This is a genomic window from Thioalkalivibrio sp. ALJ21, from assembly GCF_000378605.1.
Taxonomy (GTDB): Bacteria; Pseudomonadota; Gammaproteobacteria; order Ectothiorhodospirales; family Ectothiorhodospiraceae; genus Thioalkalivibrio.
Genome location: NZ_KB905156.1, coordinates 1052221 through 1077390 on the forward strand (window position 1 = coordinate 1052221; position 25170 = coordinate 1077390).

Genomic DNA, 25170 nt, shown 5'->3' on the forward strand with positions numbered 1-25170 from the left:
ATGTCGAAGCCACAGCCGCACAATCTGATCGTGGGAACCGGGGCGACGGGGCAGTCCGTCGCCCGTTTCCTGCGTGCGCGTGGCGAGACCTTTGCGATCACCGACACGCGCCGCGAGCCGCCGGCGCTGGCGGCCGGGGCCGACGCTGCGTGGCTGGCCGAGGCCTGGGCCGGACCGCTGGATGGTCTCGATACCGCCGCCTACGCCCGCCTGATCGTCTCGCCGGGGGTCTCGCTGGAACACCCGGCCGTCGAACAGGCCCGGGCCGCCGGCGCGGTGATTACCGGCGATATCGACCTGTTCGCTGCTGTGGCGCAGGCCCCGGTCATTGCGATCACCGGCTCTAACGGCAAGAGCACGGTCACCGCCCTGGTGGGCGAGATCCTGACGGCCGCAGGTCGCAAGGTCGCGATCGGCGGCAATTTTGGCACTCCGGCGCTGGATCTCCTGGACCCGGCGGTGGAGGTCTATGTGCTGGAGCTGTCGAGCTTCCAGCTCGAACGCAGCGAGCAGCTGAAGCCGGACGGGGCCGCGATCCTGAACATCTCGCCCGACCACATGGATCGCTATCCGGATCTTGCCGCGTACATCCAGGCCAAGGCCCGCATCCTCGACCGCGCCGCCCGCGGCGTGCTCAACCGCGACGATCCCTGGCTGCGCGAGCTTCCTCTGCCGGCCGGTCTGCGCGTGGTCTCGTTCGGGCTGGATGCCCCGCTGGCCGCGACCGACTTTGGCGTGACCACGGGCGAGGCGGAGCCGGACCTGGTGCGTGGGGAGGAACGGCTGCTGTCCACCGCGCGCCTGCGTCTGCGCGGGCAGCACAACTGGGCCAATGCCCTGGCCGCTCTGGCGCTGGCCTGGCCGTGGCTGGAATCGCCCCAGGCGCGCAGCGAGGCGCTGGCTGCGCTGGCCGACTTCGCGGGCCTGCCGCACCGTTCGCAGTGGATCGCGCGGGTAGCCGAGGTCGACTACATCAACGATTCCAAGGGCACCAACGTGGGCGCGACCCTGGCTGCGCTGCGGGGTACGCCGGGGCCCCTGGTGCTGATCGCCGGCGGCCAGGGCAAGGGACAGGACTTCTCGCCGCTGGCGGACTACGTGCCCGGCAAGGTCCGGGGTGTGGTGCTGCTCGGCGAGGATGCCCCGCTGATTGCCCGGGCCCTGGCCTCGGTGGTGCCGGTCCAGCGGGTGGACGACATGACCGCCGCCGTGGCGCAGGCCGCGGCCTGGGCGCAGCCCGGCGACACCGTGCTGCTGTCGCCGGGCTGCGCGAGCCTCGACATGTACGAGAACTACCAGGCTCGCGGCGACGACTTCGCGCGGGCCGTGCGGGAGCGAGCGGCATGAGTACCGGATCGCTGCCCGTCGGCCTGCCCTCGCGCGACTCGCTCGATGGGCTGCGCAACAGCGTGGATCTGCCGCTGCTGGCCGCGGCCGCGTTGCTGCTGGGGCTCGGGCTGATCATGGTGGCCTCGGCCTCGATGGACCTGGGTGAGCGTTACTATGGCAACACCTGGCACTTCTTCCAGCGCCAGGTCCTGTTCGCCGCCATCGGTCTGGCGCTGGCGACCGTGATGTGGACGATCCCGCTGGAGCGCTGGGAGCGTGCCGGTCCCTGGCTGCTGATCCTGGTGATGGTGCTGCTGATTGCGGTGCTGCTCCCGGGCGTGGGCCGAACCGTGAACGGCGCGACTCGCTGGATCCCGATCGGCATGTTCAACCTCCAGGTCGCCGAGCCGGTGAAGCTGCTGGTGGTCATGTACCTGGCCGGCTACATCGTGCGCCACTACTCGGCATTGCGGCTGCACCTGCGGGGGTTCGTCCGCCCACTCGTGGTGCTGGGCTTCGGGACGGTACTCCTGCTGCTGCAGCCCGACTTCGGTGGCGCGGCCATCATGCTGGCGATCGGCATGGGCATGCTGTTTCTGGCCGGCGCCAAGCTCTGGCAGTTCGCTGCGCTCGGCGCGACCATTGCGGTGGGTATGGCCTTCGTGGCCGTGGCTGCGCCCTACCGGGTCGCGCGCCTGACCGCATTCCTCGACCCCTGGCAGGACCCGTTCGCGACTGGCTTCCAGCTGACCCAGTCGCTGATCGCGATCGGATCCGGTGGCTGGTTCGGCACCGGTCTGGGCAACAGCGTGCAGAAGCTGTTCTATCTGCCGGAGGCCCATAACGACTTCCTGTTCGCGGTCTTCGCCGAGGAGTTTGGCTTTATCGGTGTGCTCGCCCTGATCGCGCTGTTTGCGGTCGTGGTCTGGCGCTGCGTGAAGATCGGACTCTGGGCGGAGCGCGCCGGGCATGCATTCGGTTCGCACCTCGCCTTCGGCGTCGCGATCTGGCTGGCACTGCAGAGCGCGCTCAATCTCGCGGTGAACATGGGGTTGCTGCCGACCAAGGGCATGACGCTGCCTTTTCTCAGCTACGGCGGCAGTTCGTTGATTGTCACGCTGATGGCGATCGGTCTGGTCATGCGGGTCTATCGCGAGGCGCAGATCCCGGCCCCGCGCCAGTCGACCTCGCCGCGGCGCAAGAGGGGGCAGGCATGAACAATCCCCTGCGCATCCTGATTATGGCCGGCGGTACCGGCGGGCACGTCTTCCCGGGGCTGGCGGTCGCCGAGGCCCTGCGTGACCGTGGCGTCGAGGTCCTCTGGCTGGGTAGCGCCCGCGGGATCGAGACGCGCCTGGTGCCCGCGGCGGGGATCGAGCTGCACACCCTTCCGATCAGCGGGGTGCGCGGCAAGGGCCTGATGGGGCTGTTGCTGGCGCCCTGGCGTCTCGGGATCTCGTTGTGGGCGGCACTGGCCCTGATTACCCGGTTGCGTCCGGCCGCCGTGATCGGTTTTGGCGGATTTGCGGCCGGCCCCGGCGGGCTGATGGCCGCCGCGTTGGGGCGCCCGCTGGCGATCCACGAGCAGAACGCGGTCGCCGGTCTCACCAACCGCTGGCTGGCGCGCATCGCGGACCGCGTCTATGCGGGCTTCGATCATGCCTTCCCGGAGCGTCACACCGTGACGGTGGTGGGCAATCCGGTTCGCGCGGAGATCGCCGCGTTGCCGGAGCCGGAACAGCGCTTCGACGAGCGCTCGGGCCCGCTGCGGGTGCTGGTGCTGGGGGGCAGCCTTGGGGCGCGCTCGCTGAACCGCATCGTGCCGGCGGGGCTCGAGCAGACCCGCGACGCGCAGCCGATGGTGATTCGTCACCAGGCCGGGGAGCGCACGCTGGACGAGGCGCGCGCCGCCTATGCCGAGACCGCGCTGGAATACGAAGTGACCCCGTTCATCGAGGACATGGCCGAGGCCTATGGCTGGGCGGATCTGGTGATCTGCCGGGCCGGCGCGCTGACCGTGGCCGAGATTGCGGCGGCTGGCGTGCCGGCCCTGTTCGTGCCCTATCCGCATGCGGTCGACGATCACCAGACCGCGAATGCCCGCGCCCTCGTCGAGGCGGGTGCGGCCTGGTGCCTGGCGGATGCCGATCTGAGCGCCGAGCGGGTTGCCGAGATCGTACGCCCGCTGGGGCGCGAGGCCCTGCGCGAGCGTGCGCGCCTGGCTCGCGAACAGGCCTGCCCTGACACTGCCGAGCGTCTGGCCGAGGCCTGCCTGGAGATGGCCAATGCCCGGCGCGGGAGGAAGAACTCATGAACGCCCCGCGCCTGCCACGCCACGCGATGCGCCGCATCCGCCGTATTCATTGCGTCGGGATCGGTGGTTCCGGCATGAGCGGGATCGCCGAGGTCCTGCATCAGCTGGGCTACGAGGTCTCCGGATCGGATCTCGGGCAGTCGGCGATGGTCGCGCGTCTGACCGGGATGGGGATTCCGGTGGCCCCCGCGCATACCGAAGAGAACGTCGCCGAGGCCGATGTGCTGGTCGTCTCCAGCGCGATCGACCCCTCCAACCCCGAGGTGCAGGCGGCCCGCCGCCGCGGGATTCCGATCGTGCGGCGCGCGGAGATGCTCGCGGAGCTGATGCGCTTTCGCTACGGCATCGCCGTGGCCGGGACTCACGGCAAGACGACCACGACCAGCCTGGTGGCCAGCGTGCTCGCCGAGGCCGGCATGGACCCCACCTTCGTGATCGGCGGGCGTCTGAACAGCACGGCCAGTCACTCGAATCTGGGGGCGGGCGACTATCTGGTGGCCGAGGCCGACGAGAGCGACGCCTCGTTCCTGCACCTGCAGCCGATGATCAGCATCGTGACCAATATCGATGCCGACCACCTCGGCACCTATGGCAACGACTTCGGCAATCTGCGCGCGACCTTCCTGGAGTTCCTGCACCACCTGCCGTTCTACGGCATCGCCGTGCTGTGCGCGGACGACCCGCAGGTGCGCGACCTCTATCCAGAACTGGAGCGCCCGCGCCTCACCTACGGCATCGAGGCGGAAGCCGATGTGCGCGCCCTGAACGTGCGCCAGGAAGGCGTGCGTATGTTCTTCGACCTGAAGCTGCCGGGGCAGGCCGCGTTCCCGGTCACCCTGAATCTGCCCGGGCGGCACAACGTGCTCAACGCCCTGGCCGCGGCGGCCGTCGCTCATGAACTGGAGGTCGCCCCCGAGGCGATCCAGGCAGCGCTCGAGCGCTTCCAGGGGATCGGGCGGCGCTTCCAGGTGCAGGCGCTCGAGACCGCGCAGGGCCCGCTGACCCTGGTCGACGACTACGGCCATCACCCGCGCGAGATCGAGGCGACCCAGGCCGCGGCGCGCGACGCCTGGCCCGATCGGCGGCGCATCACCGTGTTCCAGCCCCACCGTTACACGCGCACCCGCGACCTGTTCGAGGACTTTGCCGAGGCCTTGTCGGAGACCGATGTGCTGATCCTGCTGGAGGTCTACCCCGCCGGCGAGGAGCCGATCCCCAGCGCCGATGGCCGCAGCCTTGCCCGCGCGATCCGTCTGCGCGGGCAGGTCGAGCCGGTGTTCGTCGAGCATGCGGCCGACGTCGCCGAGGTCCTGTCCGGGATGCTGAAGCCGAACGACGTTGTGATCACCCAGGGGGCTGGCGATATCGGCCGGCTGGTCAGCCTGTTGCCGGACCAGCTGGGGGCGACGAAGCGCCCAGGGGGGACGGCATGATGGCGGCACGCGCGGTGGAACCCATGAATGGCCCGTTCGCCCACGCCCCTCGGGGCGAGGTACGGCCCGATGCCCCGCTGGCGGGGCTGACCTCCTGGCGTGTGGGCGGTCCGGCCGACTGGCTGTTCCGGCCGGTGGACCGGGCCGATCTCGTGTCGGCGCTGGCGGATCACGCCCGTTATGCCCCCGCGATGCCGGTGACCTTCCTGGGGCTGGGCAGCAATGTACTGATCCGCGATGGCGGCATCGATGGGCTGGTGGTCCACCTGTCCGGCGTGCTCAACGAGCGCGAGCGCCTGGAGGGCAACCGCGTGCGGCTCGGAGCGGGGCTTGCCTGCGCCCAGGCCGCCCGTTTCTGTGCGCGCCAGGGACTGGTGGGCGGCGAGTTCCTGGCCGGCATTCCGGGCACCCTGGGTGGTGCCTTGCGCATGAACGCGGGGGCCTGGGGCGGCGAGATCTGGCCGCTGGTCGAGTTGGTATCCACCGTGGATGCCGACGGACAGGAGCACCAGCGCGAGCCGGGCGAGTACCGCATCGGCTATCGCAGCGTCGAGGGCCCCGACGAGTGGTTCACCGGCTGCGTGCTGCAACTGGAGCCGGGCGATCCGGCTGCTGGCACGGCGCGTATCAAGGAGCTCCTGCGCGAGCGTTCGCGCAAGCAGCCGCTGGGCCTGCCGTCGTGCGGATCGGTGTTCCGCAACCCGCCCGGCGATCATGCCGCGCGCCTGATCGAGGCGGCGGGACTAAAGGGTCTGCGCCACGGCGGCGCGGAGATATCCCCCAAGCACGCGAACTTCATTACCCACGATGGCTCGGCGCAGGCCGCCGACATCGAGTGGCTGCTACGCCATGCCCAAAGGGAGGTCGAGCGGCACTTTGGCGTGCGCCTGGAGCCCGAGGTGCGGCTGCTGGGTCGACCGGGTCCCATGGACGAGACAACCGAGGGAAGGCAATGAGCAGGCGCAAACCGGAAGAATATGGGCGCGTGGCGGTCCTGATGGGCGGCTGGTCCGGCGAGCGGGACGTCTCGCTCAATAGCGGCAATGCCGTGTTGGCCGCGTTGCGTCGCCAGGGCGTCGATGCCCATGCCGTCGATCTCACTCGCGAGACGGCACGCTGCATGGCGCTGGAGGGCTACGACCGGGTGTTTATCGCGCTGCATGGCGAGTGCGGCGAGGACGGGACGCTGCAGGGCTGCCTCGACATGGCCGGCATGCCCTACACCGGGACCGGCGTGCTCGGCTCGGCGCTGGGCATGGACAAGCTGGCCTGCAAGCGCCTCTGGGCAGGCACGAACCTGCCGAGCGCGCCGTATCGCCTGCTGACGCCGGGCTTCGATCCGGAGGCGGTGGCCGATGCCCTCGGCCTGCCGCTGATCGTCAAGCCCGCGCGCGGTGGCTCCAGCCTGGGCATCACCCGGGTCGATCGCGCCGAGGACCTGCCGGCTGCGTTCGAGGCCGCGCGCGTGCAGCCGGGCCAGGTGTTCGCCGAGCAGTGGATCACCGGTCGCGAATTCACCGTCGCCGTGCTCGGCAACGAGCCGCTCCCGGTGATCGAGATTCGCGCGGCGACCGGATTCTACGACTACCACGCGAAGTACGAGGCGGACGATACCGGTTACCTGTGCCCGCCGCCGGACCTGTCGCGCAGCGCCCAGCTGGAGCTGCAGTCGCTGGCGATCGCCGCCTTTGCTGCCCTCGAGGGCTGCGGCTGGGGCCGGGTGGACATTCTGCAGGACGAACACGGCGAGAACTTCCTGATCGAGGTCAACACCATCCCCGGCATGACCGACCATTCGCTGGTTCCCAAGGCTGCCGCGCAGGCGGGCATCGACTTCGACGAGCTGTGCCTGCGCATCCTCGATTCCAGCTTTGAATGCGGAGGGCTGCGTTGAGCGCGCGACGTACAACGCGACCCGCGCGGCGGCCGGCCGGTCCGTCGCGTCTGCAGGCCATGACCGGGCCGGGGCTGCGCCTGCTCGCCGGCATGGGGCTGGCCGGGGCGCTGGTGCTGGGCCTCAGCCTGTGGCTGCACTTCGACCCGGATCAGCACCTGCCGATTGGCTCCATCCAGATTACCGGTGAGCCGCGCCATGCCGACACGGACGCGATCCTCGAACGGGTGCGGGCGCATGCGCCGGGATTCGTGGGTACGGACCTCGAGGTGCTGCGCGAGGAGCTGCAGGCCATGCCCTGGGTGGATGCGGTGCAACTGCGTCGGCGCTGGCCCGACACCCTGGAAATCCACGTGACCGAGCCGGTCCCGGTGGCCCAGTGGGGTGATGACCACCTGGTCGACCGTCACGGGCGTCTGTTCGGGCCGGTGGACCTGGCCGAATGGGATTTCCTGCCGGCGCTGGCCGGTGAGGATGGCCGCCAGGTGGTGCTGATGCACCGCTACCTGGAGGTCTCCGCGCGCCTGGCCGACGCCGGGTTCGAGGTAGTGGGCGTACACGAGGGCAAGCGGCATGACTGGACCATCCACCTCGCCGATGGCGCCGAGGTCCTGATGGGCCGCGACGTGAATCTGAACCGGCTGGGCCAGCTGGTGCGCGCGGCGCCGGCGCTGCGGGCGCGCGAGGATGCCCCGATTGCGCGGGTCGACCTGCGCTATCCGCACGGGCTGGCCGTGGCCTGGGCCGAGGAAGCGGACAACAACGACGGCAACGCCCGATGACACGAACGACAGGACGCAGAAAGATGATGGCAAAGAAGTCGGAACCCGGACTGATCGTTGGCCTGGATGTCGGCACCTCGAAGATCGAGGCGATCGTCGGCGAGCTGACCGACGAGGGCGAGATCGAGATCATCGGCATCGGCTCCTCGCCCTCGCGCGGGCTGAAGAAGGGCGTGGTCGTGAACATCGAGTCCACCGTCCAGTCGATCCAGCGCGCGGTCGAGGAGGCCGAGCTGATGGCCGGCTGCGAGATCCACTCGGTCTACACCGGGATCGCCGGCTCCCACATCAAGAGCTACAACTCCACCGGCGTGGTGGCGATCAAGGACGGTGAGGTGGTCGCGGGCGACGTCGACCGGGTGATCGATGCCGCCCGCGCGATCGCGATCCCGGCCGACCAGCGCATCCTCCATGTGCTGCCGCAGGAATACATCATTGACGAGCAGGAGGGCATCCGCGAGCCGATCGGGATGTCCGGGGTGCGGCTGGAGGCCAAGGTGCACCTGGTCACCGGCGCGGTGTCCGCGGCGCAGAACATCGTCAAGTGCGTGGAGCGCTGCGGGCTGCGGGTGGACGACATCATCCTCGAACAGCTCGCCTCCAGCTATTCGGTGCTCAGCGAGGACGAGAAGGACCTGGGTGTCTGCCTGGTGGACATTGGCGGCGGGACCACCGACATCGCGGTGTTCGCCCACGGCGCGATCATGCACACCGCGGTGATCCCGATTGCCGGGGATCAGGTGACCAACGACATCGCGGTCGCCCTGCGCACGCCGACCCAGTACGCCGACGAACTCAAGATCAAGTACGCCTGTGCGCTGCGCACGCTGGCCGACCCGGGCGAGACCATCGAGGTCCCCGGAGTTGGCGATCGCGCCGCGCGCCGGCTGTCGCGCCAGACGCTCGCCTCCGTGGTCGAGCCACGCTACGAGGAACTGCTGCAGCTGGTGCAGGCGGAACTGCGCCGCAGCGGTACCGAGGAAATGATTGCCGCCGGGGTCGTGCTCACCGGCGGTTCGTCCCGAATGGAAGGTGTGGTGGATCTCGCCGAAGAGGTCTTCCACATGCCCGTACGCCTGGGGGTGCCGCAACGCGTCACCGGGCTCCTGGATGTGGTGAAGAACCCGATCCACGCGACAGGGGTGGGGCTGCTGCTCTACGCCCGCGAGTCGCGTGCGGAACAGGAGGCCCGGCCCGTGAGCAGCGGGTTCCAGGGCGTATGGGCGCGCATGAAGCGCTGGTTTTCCGGCCAGTTCTGATGACCAGAACCGCCGGGGTTATGGGGGTCGGACCGCTCTCCGGCCATAGGCAAACGACTGACATGTACACACGAACCGAGAGGACGCAGCCATGACGTTCGAACTGATGGATACCTTTAGCCAGAACGCCACGATCAAGGTCGTTGGCGTTGGGGGTGGTGGCGGCAATGCCGTACAGCACATGGTTCACTCGCAACTCGACGGCGTGGATTTCATCTGCGCCAATACCGATGCCCAGGCCCTGAAGAGCCTGGACTCCAAGACGCTGCTGCAGCTGGGTGGCGACATCACCAAGGGCCTGGGTGCCGGGGCCGATCCGTCGGTCGGGCGCGAGGCGGCCCTGGAAGACCGCGAGCGCATCCAGGACCTGCTCCAGGGTGCGGACATGGTGTTCATTACCGCCGGCATGGGTGGCGGTACCGGCACGGGCGCGGCCCCGGTCGTTGCACAGATCGCCAAGGAGATGGGCATCCTGACGGTTGCGGTGGTCACCAAGCCGTTCCCGTTCGAGGGCAAGAAGCGCATGCAGGTGGCCGTGTCCGGGATCAAGGCGCTGACCGAGCAGGTCGATTCGCTGATCACCATCCCGAACGAGAAGCTGCTGACCGTACTGGGCAAGAACACCACGCTGCTGGACGCCTTCAAGGCTGCCAACGACGTGCTGTTTGGTGCGGTGCAGGGGATCGCCGAGCTGATCACCCGCCCGGGCCTGATCAACGTCGACTTCGCCGACGTGCGCAACGTGATGCGCGAGATGGGCATGGCCATGATGGGTACCGGCACCGGTACCGGCGAAGACCGTGCGCGTCAGGCCGCCGAGGCCGCGATTGCCAGCCCGTTGCTGGAGGATGTCGATATCTCCGGTGCCCGCGGGATTCTGGTGAACGTCACCGGGGGCATGGATGTCGGAATCGGCGAGTTCGAGGAGGTCGGCGAGGCCGTGAAGGCCCTGGCGTCCGAGGATGCGACCGTGGTGGTCGGAACCGTGATTGATCCCGAGATGAGCGACGAGCTGCGCGTGACGCTGGTGGCCACCGGCCTCGGTGCCCAGACGGCCCAGCAGGAACGCCCGCAGGTGCGTGTGGTCGATGCCCAGCCCAAGCGCGCGGTCGGCTCCGACGTCGAGGTGGACCTCGACCAGCCGACGGTGAAGCGTCGCGGCGGGGACAATCTCGCGGTCGACTACAACCAGCAGCAAGGCATTGATGTGCTGGATATCCCGGCCTTTCTGCGCAAACAAGCCGACTGAGCAAGGGGCCGCATGCAGGGAGAGCGGAAACTTGCAATAATGCGGTAATAGTTGTGTGCATGAGGAGCCCGGGAGGGCCCGGGCTCCGCTTTGCACCTGAAAAAGCAAGAGGTTATACGCGTTGATTCGACAAAGAACGCTCAAGAACAGCATCCGGGCCACAGGCGTGGGGCTGCATACCGGGGAAAAGGTCGTGCTTACGCTGCGACCGGCGCCGGTGAATACCGGGATCGTCTTCCACCGGAGCGATCTGGACCCCGTCGTCGAAATCCCGGCTCGGGCGGAGAACGTGGGCGACACGCGTTTGTCGACAACGCTCGTCAAGGGAGACGTGCGCGTCTCCACCGTGGAACATCTGCTTTCCGCGATCGCGGGGCTGGGCATCGACAACCTGCACGTGGATGTCAGTGCCGCCGAGGTCCCGATCATGGACGGCAGTGCCGGGCCGTTTGTGTTCCTGTTGCAGTCCGCCGGGCTCAAGGAACAGGATGCCCCCAAGGAATTCATCCGGGTGAAGCGCAGCGTGGAAGTCCGCGAGGGCGACAAATGGGTGCGCTTCGACCCCTATGACGGGTTCAAGGTCGGTTTCTGCATCGACTTCGAACACCCGATGTTTACCGACGGAAGCCAGCGCGCCGAGCTGGACTTCTCGTCCACCTCCTTTGTAAAGGAGGTCTCGCGTGCCCGGACCTTCGGGTTCATGCGCGATATCGAGGCCCTGCGCGCCAACCAGCTGGCGCTGGGTGGCAGCCTGGACAACGCCGTTGTGCTTGATGACTACAAGATCCTGAACGAGAACGGTCTGCGCTACGACAACGAGCTGGTCAAGCACAAGATCCTCGACGTGGTCGGCGATCTGTATCTGCTCGGGCACAGCCTGATCGGCGCGTTTACCGGGCACAAGTCCGGGCATGCACTGAACAACCAGTTGATTCGCCAGCTGGCGGCGGACGAGACGGCCTGGGAAAAGGTTACCTTCGAGGATCCCTCGGAGCGCCTGCCGATCTCCTTCGGGCAGCTGGCGCCCACGATCGCCACCGGCTAGGCCTGGCGGGGCTAGCGTCCCTGCGGGGGCAGTGCCGCCAGGCGTTCCAGTGCCCCGGCCAGTTCCGGGTCGCTGATCGAACGCGCGGTCTGCATCAGTAGGGAGCGGGCCGACTCCGGGATCTCGCGTTGAACCGCGACCGGTTTGGGTTGTGGCGCGCGTGGCGTGCTGTCGAGTCGGATGCGCACCTCGGTGGTGCCGTCGATTCCGGCCGCCGCGAGCGTCTTCAGCAGTTCGCGCTGCTGGAAACGGATCTCGGTCGCCAGCGGCCGATCGGCGCAGACCGCGATCAGGGTCTCTCCTTGCCGGGTCAGCGCCAGGCGTCCGCGCCGTAGCTCCTCTCCCACCACGGGGGCGAGGGCGCGTTCCAGCTCCCGGTCGCGGTCGCTGTGAACGCTCAGATTCGCCGCGACAAAGCGGTTCGCGTGGCGCGGCATCATTGGCGTGGCTCCACGAAGCCCGACAGTACAAGAGTAATTGAGAAACGCATGCAGCTGATCGTACTACGACCGGATGGCCTTTGTACCCGCCTCCCGCTTCGCATCACCCTCGTCCTGTCCGTAACCCTGTTCGCCCTGGTCGTGGCGGCCGTGGCCGCCGCCTACTGGGTGGGGCAACAGCAGCGCGAGGTTATCAAGGTACCGGTGGTGCCGGGGAGCGACCAGGCGGTGATCGAGGCCGCCGAGCGAGAGGTGGCGCACGAGGGCCTGAAACATCTGGCCGAACGGGTGGTGGCCCTGGAACGCCAGCTCGCCCGCGTGGACCTGCGCATGCGCTCGGTGGGCGAGACCCTTGACCTGGATTTGTCCGAGCTGACGCCCGCGATGGGGGGGCAGGGTGGACCTGAACTGGAGGGCCCGGATTCCCCCGTTGCGATGGATGAACGCCTCTACGCCCTGGAGCGCCTGCTCCATCGGCAACAGACCTCGGTGGCCCTGATCGACGACACACTGCGCGAGGATGCCTCACGTGACGCCCTGCGCCCGCAGTTGATGCCGGTCGGCGATGAGGCCTGGATCAGCTCGGCCTTTGGTTATCGCAACGACCCGTTTACCGGCGCCCGGCGCTTCCATTCCGGCATGGACTTCGCTGGGAGCCATGGGTCGGATATCCGGGCCGCGGGTGGCGGAATCGTGGTCTTCTCGGGCAAGCGCGATGCCTACGGCAAGATGGTCGAGATTGACCACGGGGGTGGTCTGCGTACCCGCTACGCGCACAACTCGGAGTTGCTGGTGGAGCCGGGGCAGCGCGTGGATGCCGGCGACACGATTGCGCGCATGGGCCGCACGGGCCGTGCCACGGATACGCACCTGCACTATGAAGTCCTCAAGGCGGGGCAGGCCGTTAATCCCTACGACTTCCTGCCCAGCGACGACTGAATCCGAACCCCCTCCGGCATCCGCCCATGCGCAGGTGGTGGGCGGATGGTTTATCCTAGATAGGTTTCGGACAACGGCTGGCTCTTAATACAAGCCCCCTCAAACGGATCCCTATGGTCAAGCAGCTCGTACAGAAGTTCTTCGGCAGTCGCAACGACCGCATCATCAAGCGCTATCGCAAGCAGGTGGAGCAGGTGAACGCCCTCGCGGAAGCCACCGAGGCCCTGCCGCGCCAGGAGCTGCAACACAAGACCACGGAGCTGCGCCAGCGCGCCCAGGACGGCGAGTCCATCGACAAGCTGTTGCCGGAGGCCTTTGCGGTCTGCCGCGCCATGAGCGTGCATGCCCTTGGCATGCGCCATTTCGACGTGCAGTTGATCGGTGGCATGGTGCTGAACGACGGGCGCATCGCCGAGATGCGCACGGGGGAAGGCAAGACCCTGGTCGCCACGCTCCCTACCTACCTCAACGCCCTGTCCGGCGATGGTGTGCACGTGGTCACGGTCAACGACTACCTGGCCCGCCGCGACGCCGCGTGGATGGGTCGGCTGTATCACGCCCTGGGACTCAGCGTCGGTGTGATCAATTCTTCCGGCGGGCTGGGCGTGGACAGCGCCTCGTATCTGTACGACCCCGAGTACAAGGCCGAAGAAGGCGGAATGGACCACCTGCGTCCGGTGACCCGCCGCGAGGCCTATGCCGCGGATATCACCTACGGCACCAACAACGAGTTCGGCTTCGACTACCTGCGCGACAACATGGCGTTTTCCGCCGACCAGCGGGTGCAGCGGGGCCTCAATTTCGCGGTGGTCGACGAGGTCGACTCGATCCTGATCGACGAGGCCCGGACCCCGTTGATCATCTCCGGCCCCAGTGGCGACAGCTCCGAGTTGTACGAGCGGATGAACAAGATCCCGCCCCAGCTCACCCGTCAGGAAGACGAGGAGAGCGAGGGCGACTACTACGTCGACGAGAAGGCCAAGCAGGTCTTCCTGAGCGAGGACGGGCACGAGAAGGCCGAGCAGCTGTTACGCGAGGAAGGGTTGCTGGAGGAGTACCAGTCTCTGTATGACGCCGGCGCGATCCAGGTCCTGCATCACCTGAACGCCGCCCTGCGTGCCCATGCGCTGTTCCACCGCGACGTGGACTACCTGGTGCGTGACAACAAGGTCCAGATCATCGACGAATTCACCGGCCGCATCATGGGTGGTCGGCGCTGGTCCGAGGGTCTGCACCAGGCGATCGAGGCGAAGGAAGGCGTCCCGATCCAGCGCGAGAACCAGACCCTGGCCTCGATTACCTTCCAGAACTATTTCCGTCTGTACGAGAAGCTGGCCGGCATGACCGGTACCGCGGACACCGAGGCCTACGAGTTCCAGACGATCTACGGCCTCGAGGTTGTCGTGGTGCCCGGCAACAAGCCGCTGGTGCGGGACGACATGCAGGACCTCGTCTACCTGACGCAGGAAGAGAAATACCAGGCGATCATCAAGGAGATCCAGTGGTGCGTGGATCGCGGCCAGCCCGTACTGGTCGGCACTGCATCCGTCGAGGCCTCCGAACGCCTGGCCCAGGCCCTGAAAAAGACCGGGATCAAGTTCGAGGTGCTCAACGCCAAGCAGCACGAGCGCGAGGCCGCGATCATTGCCCATGCCGGACGCCCGGGCGCGATCACGCTGGCCACCAACATGGCGGGCCGCGGGACCGACATCGTGCTGGGTGGGTCGCTGGATGCCGAGCTGGCCGAGGTGGACCCGGAAGACACTGCGAAATGCGAGCAGATCAAGGCGGACTGGCAGAAGCGCCACGATGCCGTGCTCGAGTCCGGCGGCTTGCACATCATCGGTTCCGAGCGCCACGAATCCCGCCGCATCGACAACCAGCTGCGCGGTCGTTCCGGGCGTCAGGGTGACCCGGGCTCCAGCCGTTTCTTCCTTTCGCTGGAAGATAACCTGATGCGGGTGTTCGCCTCCGAGCGCGTGCGCGGGCTGATGCAACGCCTGGGCATGAAGGAGGGCGAGGCGATCGAGAATGCCTGGGTCTCGCGCGCGATCGAGAATGCCCAGCGCAAGGTCGAGGCGCACAACTTCGATATCCGCAAGCAGCTGCTCGAGTACGACGACGTCGCCAACGACCAGCGGCGGGTGATCTACGAACAGCGTGCCGAGTTGCTGACCACCGACGACATCAGCGATACGATCGAGGCCTTGCTCAATGACGTGATCAATGCCCAGATCAGCGAGTACATCCCGCCCGGTTCCATCGAGGACGAGTGGGACGTCGAGGGTCTGGAGCAGGCCCTGGCCGGCGAGTTCGGGATCGAGTTGCCCGTGAAGCAGTGGCTGGAGGACGAGGACGACCTGCACGAAGAGCCGCTGCGCGAACGGATCATCGAGCACGCCCGCACGCTGCTCGCCGGCAAGCGCGAACAGTTGGGCGATACCACGATGAACCGCCTGCAGCGCGACATGATGCTCCAGGTGCTGGATACCCAGTGGAAGGAACACCTGGCCGCGATGGACTACCTGCGCCAGGGCATCGGGCTGCGCGGCTACGCGCAGCGCAACCCGAAGCAGGAATACAAGAAAGAAGCCTTCGCGATGTTCCAGGCCCTGCTGGAACGCATCAAGCACGACGTGATCAAGTATCTGCTGCGCATCCAGCTGCGCTCGCCCGAAGAGGTCGAGGCGCTGCAGCCGAAGAAAAAGGCCCCGGCCGAGTCCGATATGAACTTCCAGCACGAGAACCCGGACAGCGCGCTGGACGCCGGGGCGGAAGAGCGCGAGCCTGTGGCCAGTGGTGACACCCCCTATCGTCGCGAGGGCCCCAAGCTTGGCCGCAACGAACCCTGCTGGTGCGGTTCGGGCAAGAAATACAAGCAGTGCCACGGCAAGCTCTGATCTTGCCCGGGACACTTTGATGGCTGTCGGTCTGCAACCACCGGATACGCTGCTGCCGGTGCCGGGCATCCGCCTGGCGACTACCGCGGCGGGCATCCGCTACGCCGGGCGCGACGACCTGGTACTGGTCGATGCCGGCCCGGACGCCACCATTGTGGCGCTCTATACCACCAACGCCTTCTGCGCCGCGCCGGTCATCGTGGCCCGTGAGCACCAGTCCGCGTGCCCCGGCCGCTGGCTGTTGATCAACGCGGGCAATGCCAATGCCGGGACCGGGGAGCCGGGGCTGGCCGCCGCGCGTGCCTGTTGCGAGGCAGTCGCCGCAGTGGTCGGCGGGGATGCCCGTGCGGTGCTGCCCTTCTCCACCGGCGTGATCGGCGAGCCGCTACCGGTCGAGCGGATCACCAAGGTCCTGCCCACACTGCATGCGGCGCTGGTGCCGAATGGCTGGATGCAGGCGGGCCGCGCCATCATGACCACCGATACCGTGCTCAAGGGCGGCAGTCGCCGTATCGAGCTCTCGGGCGGTACCGTGAATCTGACCGGCATCGCCAAGGGCTCCGGGATGATCCACCCGAATATGGCCACCATGCTCGGGTTCATCGGGACCGATCTCGCCATCACCGAAGCGGACCTGTTGCCTTTGCTGCGCGCAGCGAATGCGGCCAGCTTTAACGCCATCACGGTGGATGGCGACACCTCTACGAACGATGCGGTCGTCTGCATGGCCTCGGGCGCCAGCAGCGCGACGCTGGCCACGTCCGAGGATCGCGAGACCTTCACGCGCGCACTCGGAGACTTGTGCCTGGAGCTCGCGCAGGCCATCGTGCGCGACGGCGAGGGCGCGACCAAGTTCGTGACCGTGGCGGTGGAGTCGGCCCGTGACGAGGCCGAGGCTGCCCGGGTGGCCGAGACCGTGGCCCTGTCGCCGCTGGTCAAGACCGCCCTGTTCGCCTCCGACCCCAATTGGGGGCGCATCCTGGCCGCGGTCGGTCGCGCCGGCGTCGCGGACCTGGTGATCGAGCAGGTCGCTATCACCGTCAATGGCGTCGGGATCGTTCGCGGCGGCGGCCGTTCCCCGGACTACACCGAAGCGGCCGGGCAGCAGGCCTTTGCGCAGGACGAGATCGAAATCCACATCGCGCTGGGTCGGGGGCCGGCTGCGGCCCGCAAGTACACCTGCGACTTCTCCCACGAGTACGTTCGTATCAATGCCGAATACCGGTCCTGAGCCGGACGGATCCACTCCGCCGCTGGAGGTCGCGGTGGGGCTGGTGCTCGATGCCGAGGGCCGCGTGCTGGTCAGTCGACGTCTGGCCGGCCGGCACCTGGCCGGCTATTGGGAGTTTCCGGGCGGCAAGATCGATGCCGGCGAGAGCGCCTTTGCCGGGCTGGTGCGCGAGTTGCACGAAGAGCTGGGGATTGTCGTGCGCGCCGGTGTTCAATGTCTGACCGTGCGCCATGACTTTGCCGAGTGTTCCGTGGCCCTGCGCGTATTCCGGGTAACGGACTGGTCCGGCGCGGTGCATGGCCGCGAAGGGCAGGAATGGGCCTGGCGCGACCCGGCCACCCTGGACCCCGCGGATTTCCCCGCTGCCAATCACCCGATGTTTCAGGCCCTGGTTCTGCCGCAGCGCTATGTGATTACACCATCCCCTGCGGTGCGGGCCGAGATCCCGGCCGTGGTTGAGCAGGTCCAGGCCGCGCTGGCGGCTATGGACGACGCGATGCTGCAGGTCCGGGCGCCATCACTGGGGCGGAAGGACTACCGAGCCTTGGTCGAGCCACTCCACGGCTTTGCCCGCAGTCGCGGCATACCGCTGCTGGCCAACGCCCCGTGGGAGTGGGTCGCGGACCTGTCCGGTATCGGATGGCATCTTCCCGAACGGCGCTGGCGTGCGCTGGACGAGCGCCCCTTGGTGTCGGGTCTGGTGGCAGCTTCGGTGCATGACGCCGAAGGACTGACTGCCGCTGCCCGGCTGGGGCTGGATTTTGCCGTCCTGAGTCCAGTGTGTTCCACGGTCTCCCATCCCGGCGTGCCGGGCATGGGGTGGGCGTCATTCGCTGCGCAGGTGCGCGAGGCCGGGGTCCCGGTTTATGCCCTGGGCGGGATGCGGGCGTCCGATCTGGGGCAGGCGCGGACCTGTGGTGCCCAGGGGATCGCGGCCATCCGGGGGCTGCTGGGGATGGAGGCCGGTGAAGCGGCGGTTTGAGTGGTACGCCCGTTCAGCCCGCTTACAGGGCGCAGCAGCACAGCCGGAATTCGATGTCCTGTGCGGCGGGGATGGGGCGGCTGCGGAAATCCTCGGGCGAGAAAAAACGCACCGTGAAGCGCTGGCGTCCAGCGCTGATCTCCGGGTAGTAGCCCAGATCGGGATCGACACTGACCCGAATCAGTTGCCATGCATGGCTCGTGTCCAGGCTGCGTTCGAAATACCCGTCTTCGGCGACCGCGGACTCCGAGCGCCCGGATCGGCGCATATAGGACAGGACCTGGACGGTCGCCTCGGCAACGGTGTTCAACGGCTCGAACCATTCCAGCAGCAGTGCGGTGCGCTCCGGGGAGCTTTGGCCCAGCCAGTGATGGTAGATCGGCAGGTCGAAATCGAAGGCCCCGCCGGGTAGCGCCATGCGCTGGCGCACGCTGTTGAAGAATTCGTTGCCACGCACTCGATGATCCAGCGCCCCGGCCTGTTCTTCCAGGGCGGTGTGCAGGCGTTTCTGTGCCTGCATGGTCTCGGTGAAACGCTCCGGGTCGACGCCCGGCTGGTGCGTGAGTCGGTTGAGGTTGGCAGTCTGGCGCTCGATCTCGCCCATCAATTCGCGCTTGATGTCGACGCGGGTGACCAGGGCATAGATGTCGACCAGCGAGACCAGGGCCTCGTGATGGTCAAAAGGCCGGCCGGACTCCAGGGCGTCCCCGAACCGCTGAGCCAGCGCCTCCAGGCGCAACAGCAGTCGCACGCGTTCGTGCAGCGGTTGTTCGAAGGTGAGTAATTGGGTCACGGGCGGCCCGTCCGGCTTGGGTTCTCGGTGTTGCGGGGCAACACGACCCTGGCAGTATCCAGTATTCCGGGGGGGACTTTCCACCCGTCCCTGCCAGCAATCGGAGTCGGTGCGCAAGCTCTCCTCCTATCGCGGGCCAGGCGCATGTGGCTAGCCATTCCCCGTTGCGGCTCGAAGCTGATCGTGCAGGTCGGACACCTGCCGGCGCAGATCCTCGTCCGTGGTCGTGCGGCTGTTCGTGATCACCCGGTCGCCGCGCTGGCGGCGCTCGTCCGGACTCAACTGGCAGTCCATGATGGCCTGCACCTCGGCCGGGGTACGGCCATCGCGATGGGTGACCCGCTCGAGCTGTTCCTCGGGCTCGCAGTCGACGACGATGACCGCGTCGAATTCCTGCTCCCAGCCAGCCTCGAACAGCAGCGGTACCACGATCAGCGCATAACCGTTGGTGTCTGGCAGCTCACGGAGACGGCGTTCCAGTTCTGCGTGCACCGCGGGGTGGACCAGCGCTTCCAGCGCCTTGCGCTCGTCGGGTCGTGCGAAGACCCGTGTGCGCAGGGCCCCGCGATCCAGGTGCCCCCGTGCGTCGAGCACCCCTGGCCCGAACTGTTGAACGATTGCGGCATGCAGGTCGTGCCCCGGCTCCTGCAGTTCGCGGGTGATGCGGTCGGCGTCGAGCACCGGTACCCCCAGGCTGGCAAACAGCCCGGCGACGCGGCTCTTGCCGCAGCCAATCCCGCCTGTCAGTCCGACCCGCCGCATAAAACTAGAGCCCCTGTGGGAAGTAGAACGCCACCAGCGTATCGCCCCAGATCAGTGCCAGCCACCCGGCGGCTGCCAGATACGGCCCGAACGGGATCGGGATGTTGCGGTCGCGCCCGCGCAGCAGGATCAGCAGGATGCCGACCACCGCTCCGACCAGCGAGGCCAGCAGCAGGATTACCGGCAGGGCCTGCCAGCCGAGCCATGCGCCCAGCGCGGCGAGCAGCTTGAAGTCGCCGTACCCCATGCCCTCCTTGCCGGTGGCCAGGCGGAAGCCGTGGAAGATTAGCCAAAGCACCAGGTAACCGGCGGCCGCTCCGATCACGGCCGACTGCAGATCGGTGAAGGTGCCCGGGATATTGACCAGCAGCCCCAGCCAGAGCAGTGGCAGGGTCAGCTGGTCCGGGAGCAGGGTGGTGCGCGCGTCGATCCCGGCGGCGGCGATCAGAACGCCGGTGAAGATCAGCGCCAGCAGCGCCGTCGTGTCGGGTCCGAAGTGCCAGATGGTCAGGGCAAACAGGACTGCGGTGAGGATCTCCACCAGCGGATACTGCCAGCTGATGGCCGTGCCGCAGCCCGGGCAGCGCCCGCGCAGCCAGAGAAAGCTGAGCACGGGGATGTTCTCGTACGAGCGGATCGGCCGCTCGCAGTGGGGACAGCGCGAACGCGGGCGCAGCAGATCGAACGGGGTGTCGTCCGCCGGAGGCTCCTGCTCCAGGATCGCGCGTGCCTCGGCATTCCAGCCGCGCTCCAGCATCACCGGCAGCCGGGCGATGACCACGTTCAGAAAACTGCCGATCAGCAGCCCGAAAATCGCTGCGACCGCGATTGCCCAGGGTGGCGACAGGAGCCCTTCCGTGCCGAGCATCCTAGGGAAGCCCTGACCAATGTGCACGCTCGCGCTCGAGTCGCTTTTGCGTGCGAACAAGGCGCGGCGACTGCCGTGCAGTCATTCTGCACAAGGGAGCCGCAACGCCGTGCGCGCGCCCGTTTTTGATAACAACGGGCGGCCGAGCCCCTGCATTGAATGATTGGTGGGGTTGGAACCCCAGGTTCCCCGATCCTGCGTTGCGCCGCTTGCGGGTAGAGCCACTACCCGCTGCACGGCGCGCCTTGTCTCGGCAAACCTGGGGTACCAACGCGAGTGTGTACATTGGTCAGGGCTTCCCTAGATGACTTGACCCATCTGGAAGATGGGCAGGTACATCGCGATCACCAGGCCGCCGACCAGTACGCCGAGTACGACCATGATCAGGGGCTCCAGCAGGCTCGAGAGGCTGTCCACGGCGTTGTCCACCTCGGCCTCGTAGAAGTCCGCCACCTTCGCCAGCATCGAGTCCAGCGATCCGGATTCCTCGCCGATCGCGACCATCTGCACGACCATGTTGGGGAACACGCCGGTATTGCGCATCGACCACTGCAACTGAGCCCCGGCCGAGGTCTCGTCGCGCATGCGCAGCGTGGCCTCGCGATACAGCGCGTTGCCCGTGGCGCCGGAGACCGAAGTCAGGGCATCGACCAGCGGTACACCGGCCGAAAACATCGTGGACAGCGTCCGCGCGAAGCGGGCGATCGCGGCCTTGCGCAGGATCGGGCCGAAGGCCGGGGCCTTGAGGATTGCGATATCGAGAAAGCGCGCGAACCGGGGTGAACGCTGTCGGGTCTGCACGAAGGCGAAGCCCATCGCGACCATGATCGCGAGGATTAGCCACCACCAGGACTGCACGAAATCCGAGAGATCGACCACCATGCGGGTAAACACCGGCAGGTCCGCACCAAAGCCCTGGAACAGCGCCTCGAACTGCGGGACCACGTAGATCAGCAGGATGGCCGTGACCACGATTGCGACCACAATGACCGCCGCCGGGTAGAACATCGCCTTGCGGATCTTGGCCTTCAGGGCCTCGGTCTTTTCCTTGTAGGTGGCGACCTTGTCGAGCAGGGTCTCGAGCGTCCCTGCCTGCTCGCCGGCCTCGACCAGGTTGACGACCAGGTCATCGAAGTACTTGGGCTGTTTGGCGAGCGCGGCAGCGAAGGTCTCGCCGCCCTCGACGTCGGCCTTGAGCTTGAGCACGAGATCGCGCATCGCCGGCTTCTCGTTGCCGCGCCCGACAATCTCGAAGGCCTGGACCAGCGGCACGCCAGATTGCAGCATCGTGGTCATCTGTCGCAGGAAGTAGGCGATGTCCGCGGGGACGATCTTTTTCTTGCCCCCGGAGAGCAACGACTTCGGCTTCTTGCGAATCTTGACGACATTGATGCCGTTCTTGCGCAGTTCGGAGCGTGCGACGGCTTCGCTGTCGGCCGGGGTTTCGCCCTTGACCCGGTCGCCGTTCTTGTTCAGTCCTTCCCAAGCGTAGATTGTCCCGGAATCGGCCATCTACCTGTCCCCCTGTGCTGGTGACCCGAACCGGAGCCGTCCTGAGCGGGTCGCGGCGTGCTAGTCCTTGGTCACGCGGTTAACTTCCTCGAGGCTGGTCATCCCTGCCAGAACCTTTACCAGGCCGGCGCGACGCAGGTCCTCGACCCCTTCCTTTGCGGCCTGCTGAGCCAGCTGCATGGAGTTGTAGCCCTCCAGGATCCCGCGCTGCATCTCTTCGCTGATTGGCATGACCTGATAGATGCCGACCCGCCCCTTGTAGCCGTTCGTGCACTGGTCGCAGCCCACCGCCCGATACGCCGTTACGCCGGCCTGGATGTCGGCGTCGGTGAAGCCCTCCTTGCGCAGGACCTCTTCCGGGAGATCCTCCGGTTCCTTGCAGTTCGGGCACAGCCGGCGCGCCAGGCGCTGCGCGATGATCAGCAGGATCGAGGAGGCGATGTTGTAGGGGGGTACCCCCATGTTCGCCAGTCGGGTCAGGGTCTGCGGGGCATCGTTGGTATGCAGCGTGGAGAGCACCAGGTGCCCTGTCTGCGCCGCCTTGATCGCGATCTCCGCGGTCTCGAGGTCGCGGATCTCCCCCACCATGATCACGTCCGGATCCTGACGCAGGAAGGCGCGTAGCGCGCTGGCGAAGGTCAGCCCGACCTTCGGGTTCACGTTGACCTGGTTGACCCCGGGCATGTTGATTTCCGAGGGGTCTTCCGCGGTGGAGATGTTGCGGTCGGCCGTGTTCAGGATCCCGAGACCGGTGTACAGCGACACCGTTTTACCCGAGCCGGTCGGCCCGGTGACCAGGATCATCCCGTAAGGTCGCTTGAGCGCCTGGAGGTAGGCCTCCTTCTGGTGCTCCTCGTAGCCGAGCTGATCGATCCCGATCTGGGTGCTGCTCGGGTCGAGGATACGCATTACGATCTTTTCGCCGTACAGCGTGGGCAGAGTGCTGACACGAAAATCGATCGCGCGCGTGCGCGAGAGCTTCAGCTTGATGCGCCCATCCTGCGGGACCCGCCGCTCGGCGATGTCCATGCGCGACATGACCTTGACCCGCGCGGTGATGCGTGGCGCCAGGGTGTTCGGCGGGTGGGCGATCTCGTGCAGCACGCCGTCGATGCGAAAGCGCACGCGGAAATCCTTCTCGAACGGCTCGAGGTGGATGTCCGACGCCTTGCGGTTGATCGCGTCCATCAGCACCTTGTTGACGAAGCGCACCACGGGCGCGTCGTCCACCGCGTCGGCGGCGTCCGAGGTGTCGCCGTCATCGCCGCCACCCGATTCTATGGCTAGGTTTTCGAGATCGTCGTCGCCCAGGTCATCCATCAGCGACGACGCAGCGCTCAGGGCGCTTTCGATCAGGCGGTCAAGCTTGTGCCCCTCGACCAGTACGGCCTCCACCGGCATCCCCGTGGCGAACTTGAACTCGTCGGTGGCCCCCAGGTTGGTGGGGTCGGATACCGCGATATACAGGCGGTTGCCGCGCTGCATGATCGGCAGCGCGTGGTGTTTCTGGATCAGCTTCTCGTTCAGGTGATCCTTGGGCAGCAGCTCGGGCTCAAAGCACGACAAATCCAGTACCGGGAGGCCGAACTCCTCGGCCGCGGCCTCGGCCAGGCGGGCCTCGGAGACCTGCCCCTTGCTGGCGAGCAGGGGCATCAAAGGGGTCTGCTGAGCGCGCGATTCCTCGGCGATCTGGGCAGCGATATCTTCCGCAATCAGGCCGGCGTCCACGAGACGCTTGGCCAGACCCGGCAGGCGGGGCGCCGTTGTCGTGTTGGGCATGGGCCTCTACGCGCGAATCTTCAAGTCCTGAATAGGCACACTCTACGTGCGTCTGTCGTGGAATGGAAACTGTCAGGCGCACCGTATGACTCGAAATCACAGGTAGAGAATGAGCGACATGCGCGCATGCCCGCGTGATCTGCGCGCGGGATGTGATCCCCGCTTGACGCTGTGCTTCGCGCTGGTTCAGAATACGCGGCTTGATCGAGGAGGGATACCCAAGCGGTCAACGGGGGCAGACTGTAAATCTGCTGGCTCAGCCTTCGGAGGTTCGAATCCTCCTCCCTCCACCATCGGGTTTTCAAGCCAGCGGCCTGTAGCGGGCGGTGGTTCGGCAAGCCAGGGTTCTGCGGGTGTAGTTCAATGGTAGAACCTCAGCCTTCCAAGCTGATGATGTGGGTTCGATTCCCATCACCCGCTCCAGTTGATCCGAACGGTTCGGGTCCGGCCCTGGCCAGGTAAGTCAGGCTCATGTAGCTCAGTCGGTAGAGCACTTCCTTGGTAAGGAAGAGGTCACCGGTTCGAATCCGGTCATGAGCTCCAATTTTGTGTAAGTCAGCGTACAACCTGCGTCGCTTGTGAAAGCGTCACGATCCGGGGAAGCGAGAGATGTCCAAGGAAAAGTTCGAGCGTAAGAAGCCGCATGTGAATGTGGGGACGATTGGTCATGTGGACCATGGCAAGACCACGCTGACGGCGGCGATGACGACGGTGCTGGGCAAGAAGTACGGTAGCGAAGCCCGTGCGTTTGACCAGATCGACAATGCGCCGGAAGAGAAGGCGCGCGGGATTACGATTGCCACGGCGCACGTGGAATACGAATCCGACATTCGTCACTACGCGCATGTGGATTGCCCTGGGCACGCGGACTACGTGAAGAACATGATCACGGGTGCGGCGCAGATGGACGGCGCGATTCTGGTGGTGTCTGCGGCTGATGGCCCGATGCCGCAGACCCGCGAGCACATTCTGCTGGCGCGTCAGGTGGGTGTGCCGTACATCGTTGTGTTCCTGAACAAGGCGGACATGGTCGACGACCCCGAGCTGCTCGAGCTGGTCGAGATGGAAGTGCGCGATCTGCTGTCTTCCTATGATTTCCCGGGCGACGACACCCCGGTGATCACCGGTTCCGCGCTGAAGGCGCTGGAAGGTGACGACAGCGAAGTGGGCGCGCAGGCGATCTACAAGCTGGTCGAGGCGATGGACAGCTGGATTCCGGAGCCGGAGCGCGCGGTGGACGGCGACTTCCTGATGCCGGTGGAAGACGTGTTCTCGATCTCTGGCCGCGGCACTGTGGTGACCGGTCGTATTGAGCGCGGTGTGGTCAAGGTGGGCGAGGAGATCGAGATTGTCGGTATCCGCGACACCCAGAAGACCACCGTCACGGGTGTCGAGATGTTCCGCAAGCTGCTGGACCAGGGCGAAGCGGGCGACAATGTGGGCATTCTGCTGCGTGGTACCAGGCGCGACGAAGTGCAGCGTGGTCAGGTGCTGTGCAAGCCGGGTTCGATCACCCCGCACACGCATTTCGAGGCCGAGGTGTACATCCTGGGCAAGGACGAGGGCGGTCGTCATACCCCGTTCTTCAATGGTTATCGTCCGCAGTTTTACTTCCGCACGACCGATGTGACGGGTTCGGTGGAGCTGCCGGAAGGCACC

21 protein-coding genes and 3 tRNA genes are annotated in these 25170 nt (G+C 66.7%); 18 read left to right on the forward strand and 6 right to left on the reverse strand.

Annotated elements, in window-relative coordinates; translation table 11 throughout:
• From murD to lpxC, 10 genes are all read left to right on the forward strand, one after another.
• Positions 1 to 1347 carry a UDP-N-acetylmuramoyl-L-alanine--D-glutamate ligase gene (gene murD / locus F579_RS0111090; RefSeq protein ID WP_019023161.1) on the forward strand — a complete coding sequence of 449 codons (1347 nt, stop codon included), beginning with the start codon at positions 1 to 3 and terminating at the stop codon, positions 1345 to 1347.
• Positions 1344 to 2546, forward strand: coding sequence for a putative lipid II flippase FtsW (gene ftsW, locus F579_RS0111095; protein WP_019023160.1), 1203 nt, complete (start codon positions 1344 to 1346; stop codon positions 2544 to 2546). Before murD ends, ftsW begins: the two co-directional genes overlap by 4 nt.
• Entirely contained in the window at positions 2543 to 3643 is a 1101-nt protein-coding gene (gene murG, locus F579_RS0111100; protein ID WP_019023159.1) for an undecaprenyldiphospho-muramoylpentapeptide beta-N-acetylglucosaminyltransferase, read from the forward strand. Before ftsW ends, murG begins: the two co-directional genes overlap by 4 nt.
• Positions 3640 to 5076 carry a UDP-N-acetylmuramate--L-alanine ligase gene (murC, locus tag F579_RS0111105; protein ID WP_019023158.1) on the forward strand — a complete coding sequence of 479 codons (1437 nt, stop codon included), beginning with the start codon at positions 3640 to 3642 and terminating at the stop codon, positions 5074 to 5076. Before murG ends, murC begins: the two co-directional genes overlap by 4 nt.
• Positions 5073 to 6032 (forward strand): UDP-N-acetylmuramate dehydrogenase, encoded by a 960-nt coding sequence (murB, locus tag F579_RS0111110; RefSeq protein WP_019023157.1) that lies wholly within the window; start codon positions 5073 to 5075, stop codon positions 6030 to 6032. The genes murC and murB overlap by 4 nt, the downstream gene beginning before the upstream one ends.
• A complete protein-coding gene (locus tag F579_RS0111115; protein ID WP_019023156.1) occupies positions 6029 to 6970 on the forward strand; it encodes a D-alanine--D-alanine ligase in 942 nt (313 codons plus the stop codon). Before murB ends, F579_RS0111115 begins: the two co-directional genes overlap by 4 nt.
• Positions 6971 to 7029: 59 nt before the next feature.
• Positions 7030 to 7752, forward strand: a complete 723-nt coding sequence (locus tag F579_RS0111120; protein ID WP_019023155.1) for a cell division protein FtsQ/DivIB — start codon at positions 7030 to 7032, stop codon at positions 7750 to 7752.
• Positions 7753 to 7775: 23 nt separating this feature from the next.
• Positions 7776 to 9011, forward strand: coding sequence for a cell division protein FtsA (gene ftsA, locus F579_RS0111125; protein WP_012983558.1), 1236 nt, complete (start codon positions 7776 to 7778; stop codon positions 9009 to 9011).
• A gap of 91 nt (positions 9012 to 9102) precedes the next feature.
• The gene (gene ftsZ, locus F579_RS0111130; protein ID WP_012983557.1) at positions 9103 to 10260 is read left to right on the forward strand and encodes a cell division protein FtsZ; all 1158 of its coding nucleotides are present in this window, start codon (positions 9103 to 9105) and stop codon (positions 10258 to 10260) included.
• A gap of 121 nt (positions 10261 to 10381) precedes the next feature.
• Positions 10382 to 11305 (forward strand): UDP-3-O-acyl-N-acetylglucosamine deacetylase, encoded by a 924-nt coding sequence (lpxC, locus tag F579_RS0111135; RefSeq protein ID WP_012983556.1) that lies wholly within the window; start codon positions 10382 to 10384, stop codon positions 11303 to 11305.
• A gap of 11 nt (positions 11306 to 11316) precedes the next feature.
• On the opposite strand, the gene F579_RS0111140 is transcribed toward lpxC, so the two are convergent.
• Positions 11317 to 11745: a DciA family protein gene (locus tag F579_RS0111140; protein WP_019023154.1), complete on the reverse strand. Its 429-nt coding sequence runs from the start codon at positions 11743 to 11745 to the stop codon at positions 11317 to 11319.
• Positions 11746 to 11793: 48 nt separating this feature from the next.
• Between F579_RS0111140 and F579_RS0111145 the strand changes: the two genes are divergently transcribed.
• From F579_RS0111145 to F579_RS0111160, 4 genes are all read left to right on the forward strand, one after another.
• On the forward strand, positions 11794 to 12684 hold the full coding sequence (locus tag F579_RS0111145) for a M23 family metallopeptidase (RefSeq protein WP_019023153.1): 891 nt from the start codon (positions 11794 to 11796) through the stop codon (positions 12682 to 12684).
• Between the two features lie 113 nt (positions 12685 to 12797).
• A complete protein-coding gene (gene secA, locus F579_RS0111150) occupies positions 12798 to 15584 on the forward strand; it encodes a preprotein translocase subunit SecA (RefSeq protein ID WP_019023152.1) in 2787 nt (928 codons plus the stop codon).
• A gap of 19 nt (positions 15585 to 15603) precedes the next feature.
• On the forward strand, positions 15604 to 16815 hold the full coding sequence (gene argJ, locus F579_RS0111155) for a bifunctional glutamate N-acetyltransferase/amino-acid acetyltransferase ArgJ (RefSeq protein ID WP_019023151.1): 1212 nt from the start codon (positions 15604 to 15606) through the stop codon (positions 16813 to 16815).
• Positions 16796 to 17797, forward strand: a complete 1002-nt coding sequence (locus tag F579_RS0111160) for a Nudix family hydrolase (protein WP_019023150.1) — start codon at positions 16796 to 16798, stop codon at positions 17795 to 17797. Before argJ ends, F579_RS0111160 begins: the two co-directional genes overlap by 20 nt.
• A gap of 22 nt (positions 17798 to 17819) precedes the next feature.
• Here F579_RS0111160 and zapD read toward each other — a convergent pair whose 3' ends face one another.
• The 5 genes from zapD to pilB all read right to left on the reverse strand — a co-directional run bounded on the left by zapD (position 17820) and on the right by pilB (position 23511).
• On the reverse strand, positions 17820 to 18590 hold the full coding sequence (zapD, locus tag F579_RS0111165) for a cell division protein ZapD (RefSeq protein WP_019023149.1): 771 nt from the start codon (positions 18588 to 18590) through the stop codon (positions 17820 to 17822).
• A gap of 150 nt (positions 18591 to 18740) precedes the next feature.
• A complete protein-coding gene (gene coaE / locus F579_RS0111170; RefSeq protein WP_019023148.1) occupies positions 18741 to 19352 on the reverse strand; it encodes a dephospho-CoA kinase in 612 nt (203 codons plus the stop codon).
• Positions 19353 to 19356: 4 nt separating this feature from the next.
• Complete coding sequence (locus F579_RS0111175; RefSeq protein WP_019023147.1) at positions 19357 to 20220, reverse strand: A24 family peptidase; 864 nt, start codon at positions 20218 to 20220, stop codon at positions 19357 to 19359.
• A 300-nt stretch (positions 20221 to 20520) separates the two neighbouring features.
• The gene (locus tag F579_RS0111180; protein WP_019023146.1) at positions 20521 to 21732 is read right to left on the reverse strand and encodes a type II secretion system F family protein; all 1212 of its coding nucleotides are present in this window, start codon (positions 21730 to 21732) and stop codon (positions 20521 to 20523) included.
• A 60-nt stretch (positions 21733 to 21792) separates the two neighbouring features.
• Complete coding sequence (pilB, locus tag F579_RS0111185) at positions 21793 to 23511, reverse strand: type IV-A pilus assembly ATPase PilB (RefSeq protein ID WP_012983546.1); 1719 nt, start codon at positions 23509 to 23511, stop codon at positions 21793 to 21795.
• 208 nt (positions 23512 to 23719) lie between these two features.
• On the opposite strand from pilB, the gene F579_RS0111190 reads away from it, so the two are divergent.
• The 4 genes from F579_RS0111190 to tuf form a co-directional block, all read left to right on the forward strand.
• Positions 23720 to 23804, forward strand: a tRNA-Tyr gene (locus tag F579_RS0111190).
• 56 nt (positions 23805 to 23860) lie between these two features.
• Positions 23861 to 23934: transfer RNA gene (locus F579_RS0111195), tRNA-Gly, on the forward strand.
• A 44-nt stretch (positions 23935 to 23978) separates the two neighbouring features.
• Positions 23979 to 24054, forward strand: a tRNA-Thr gene (locus F579_RS0111200).
• 66 nt (positions 24055 to 24120) lie between these two features.
• Positions 24121 to 25170 (forward strand): elongation factor Tu (gene tuf, locus F579_RS0111205; RefSeq protein WP_019025624.1); only part of this gene is annotated, 1050 nt, incomplete at its 3' end.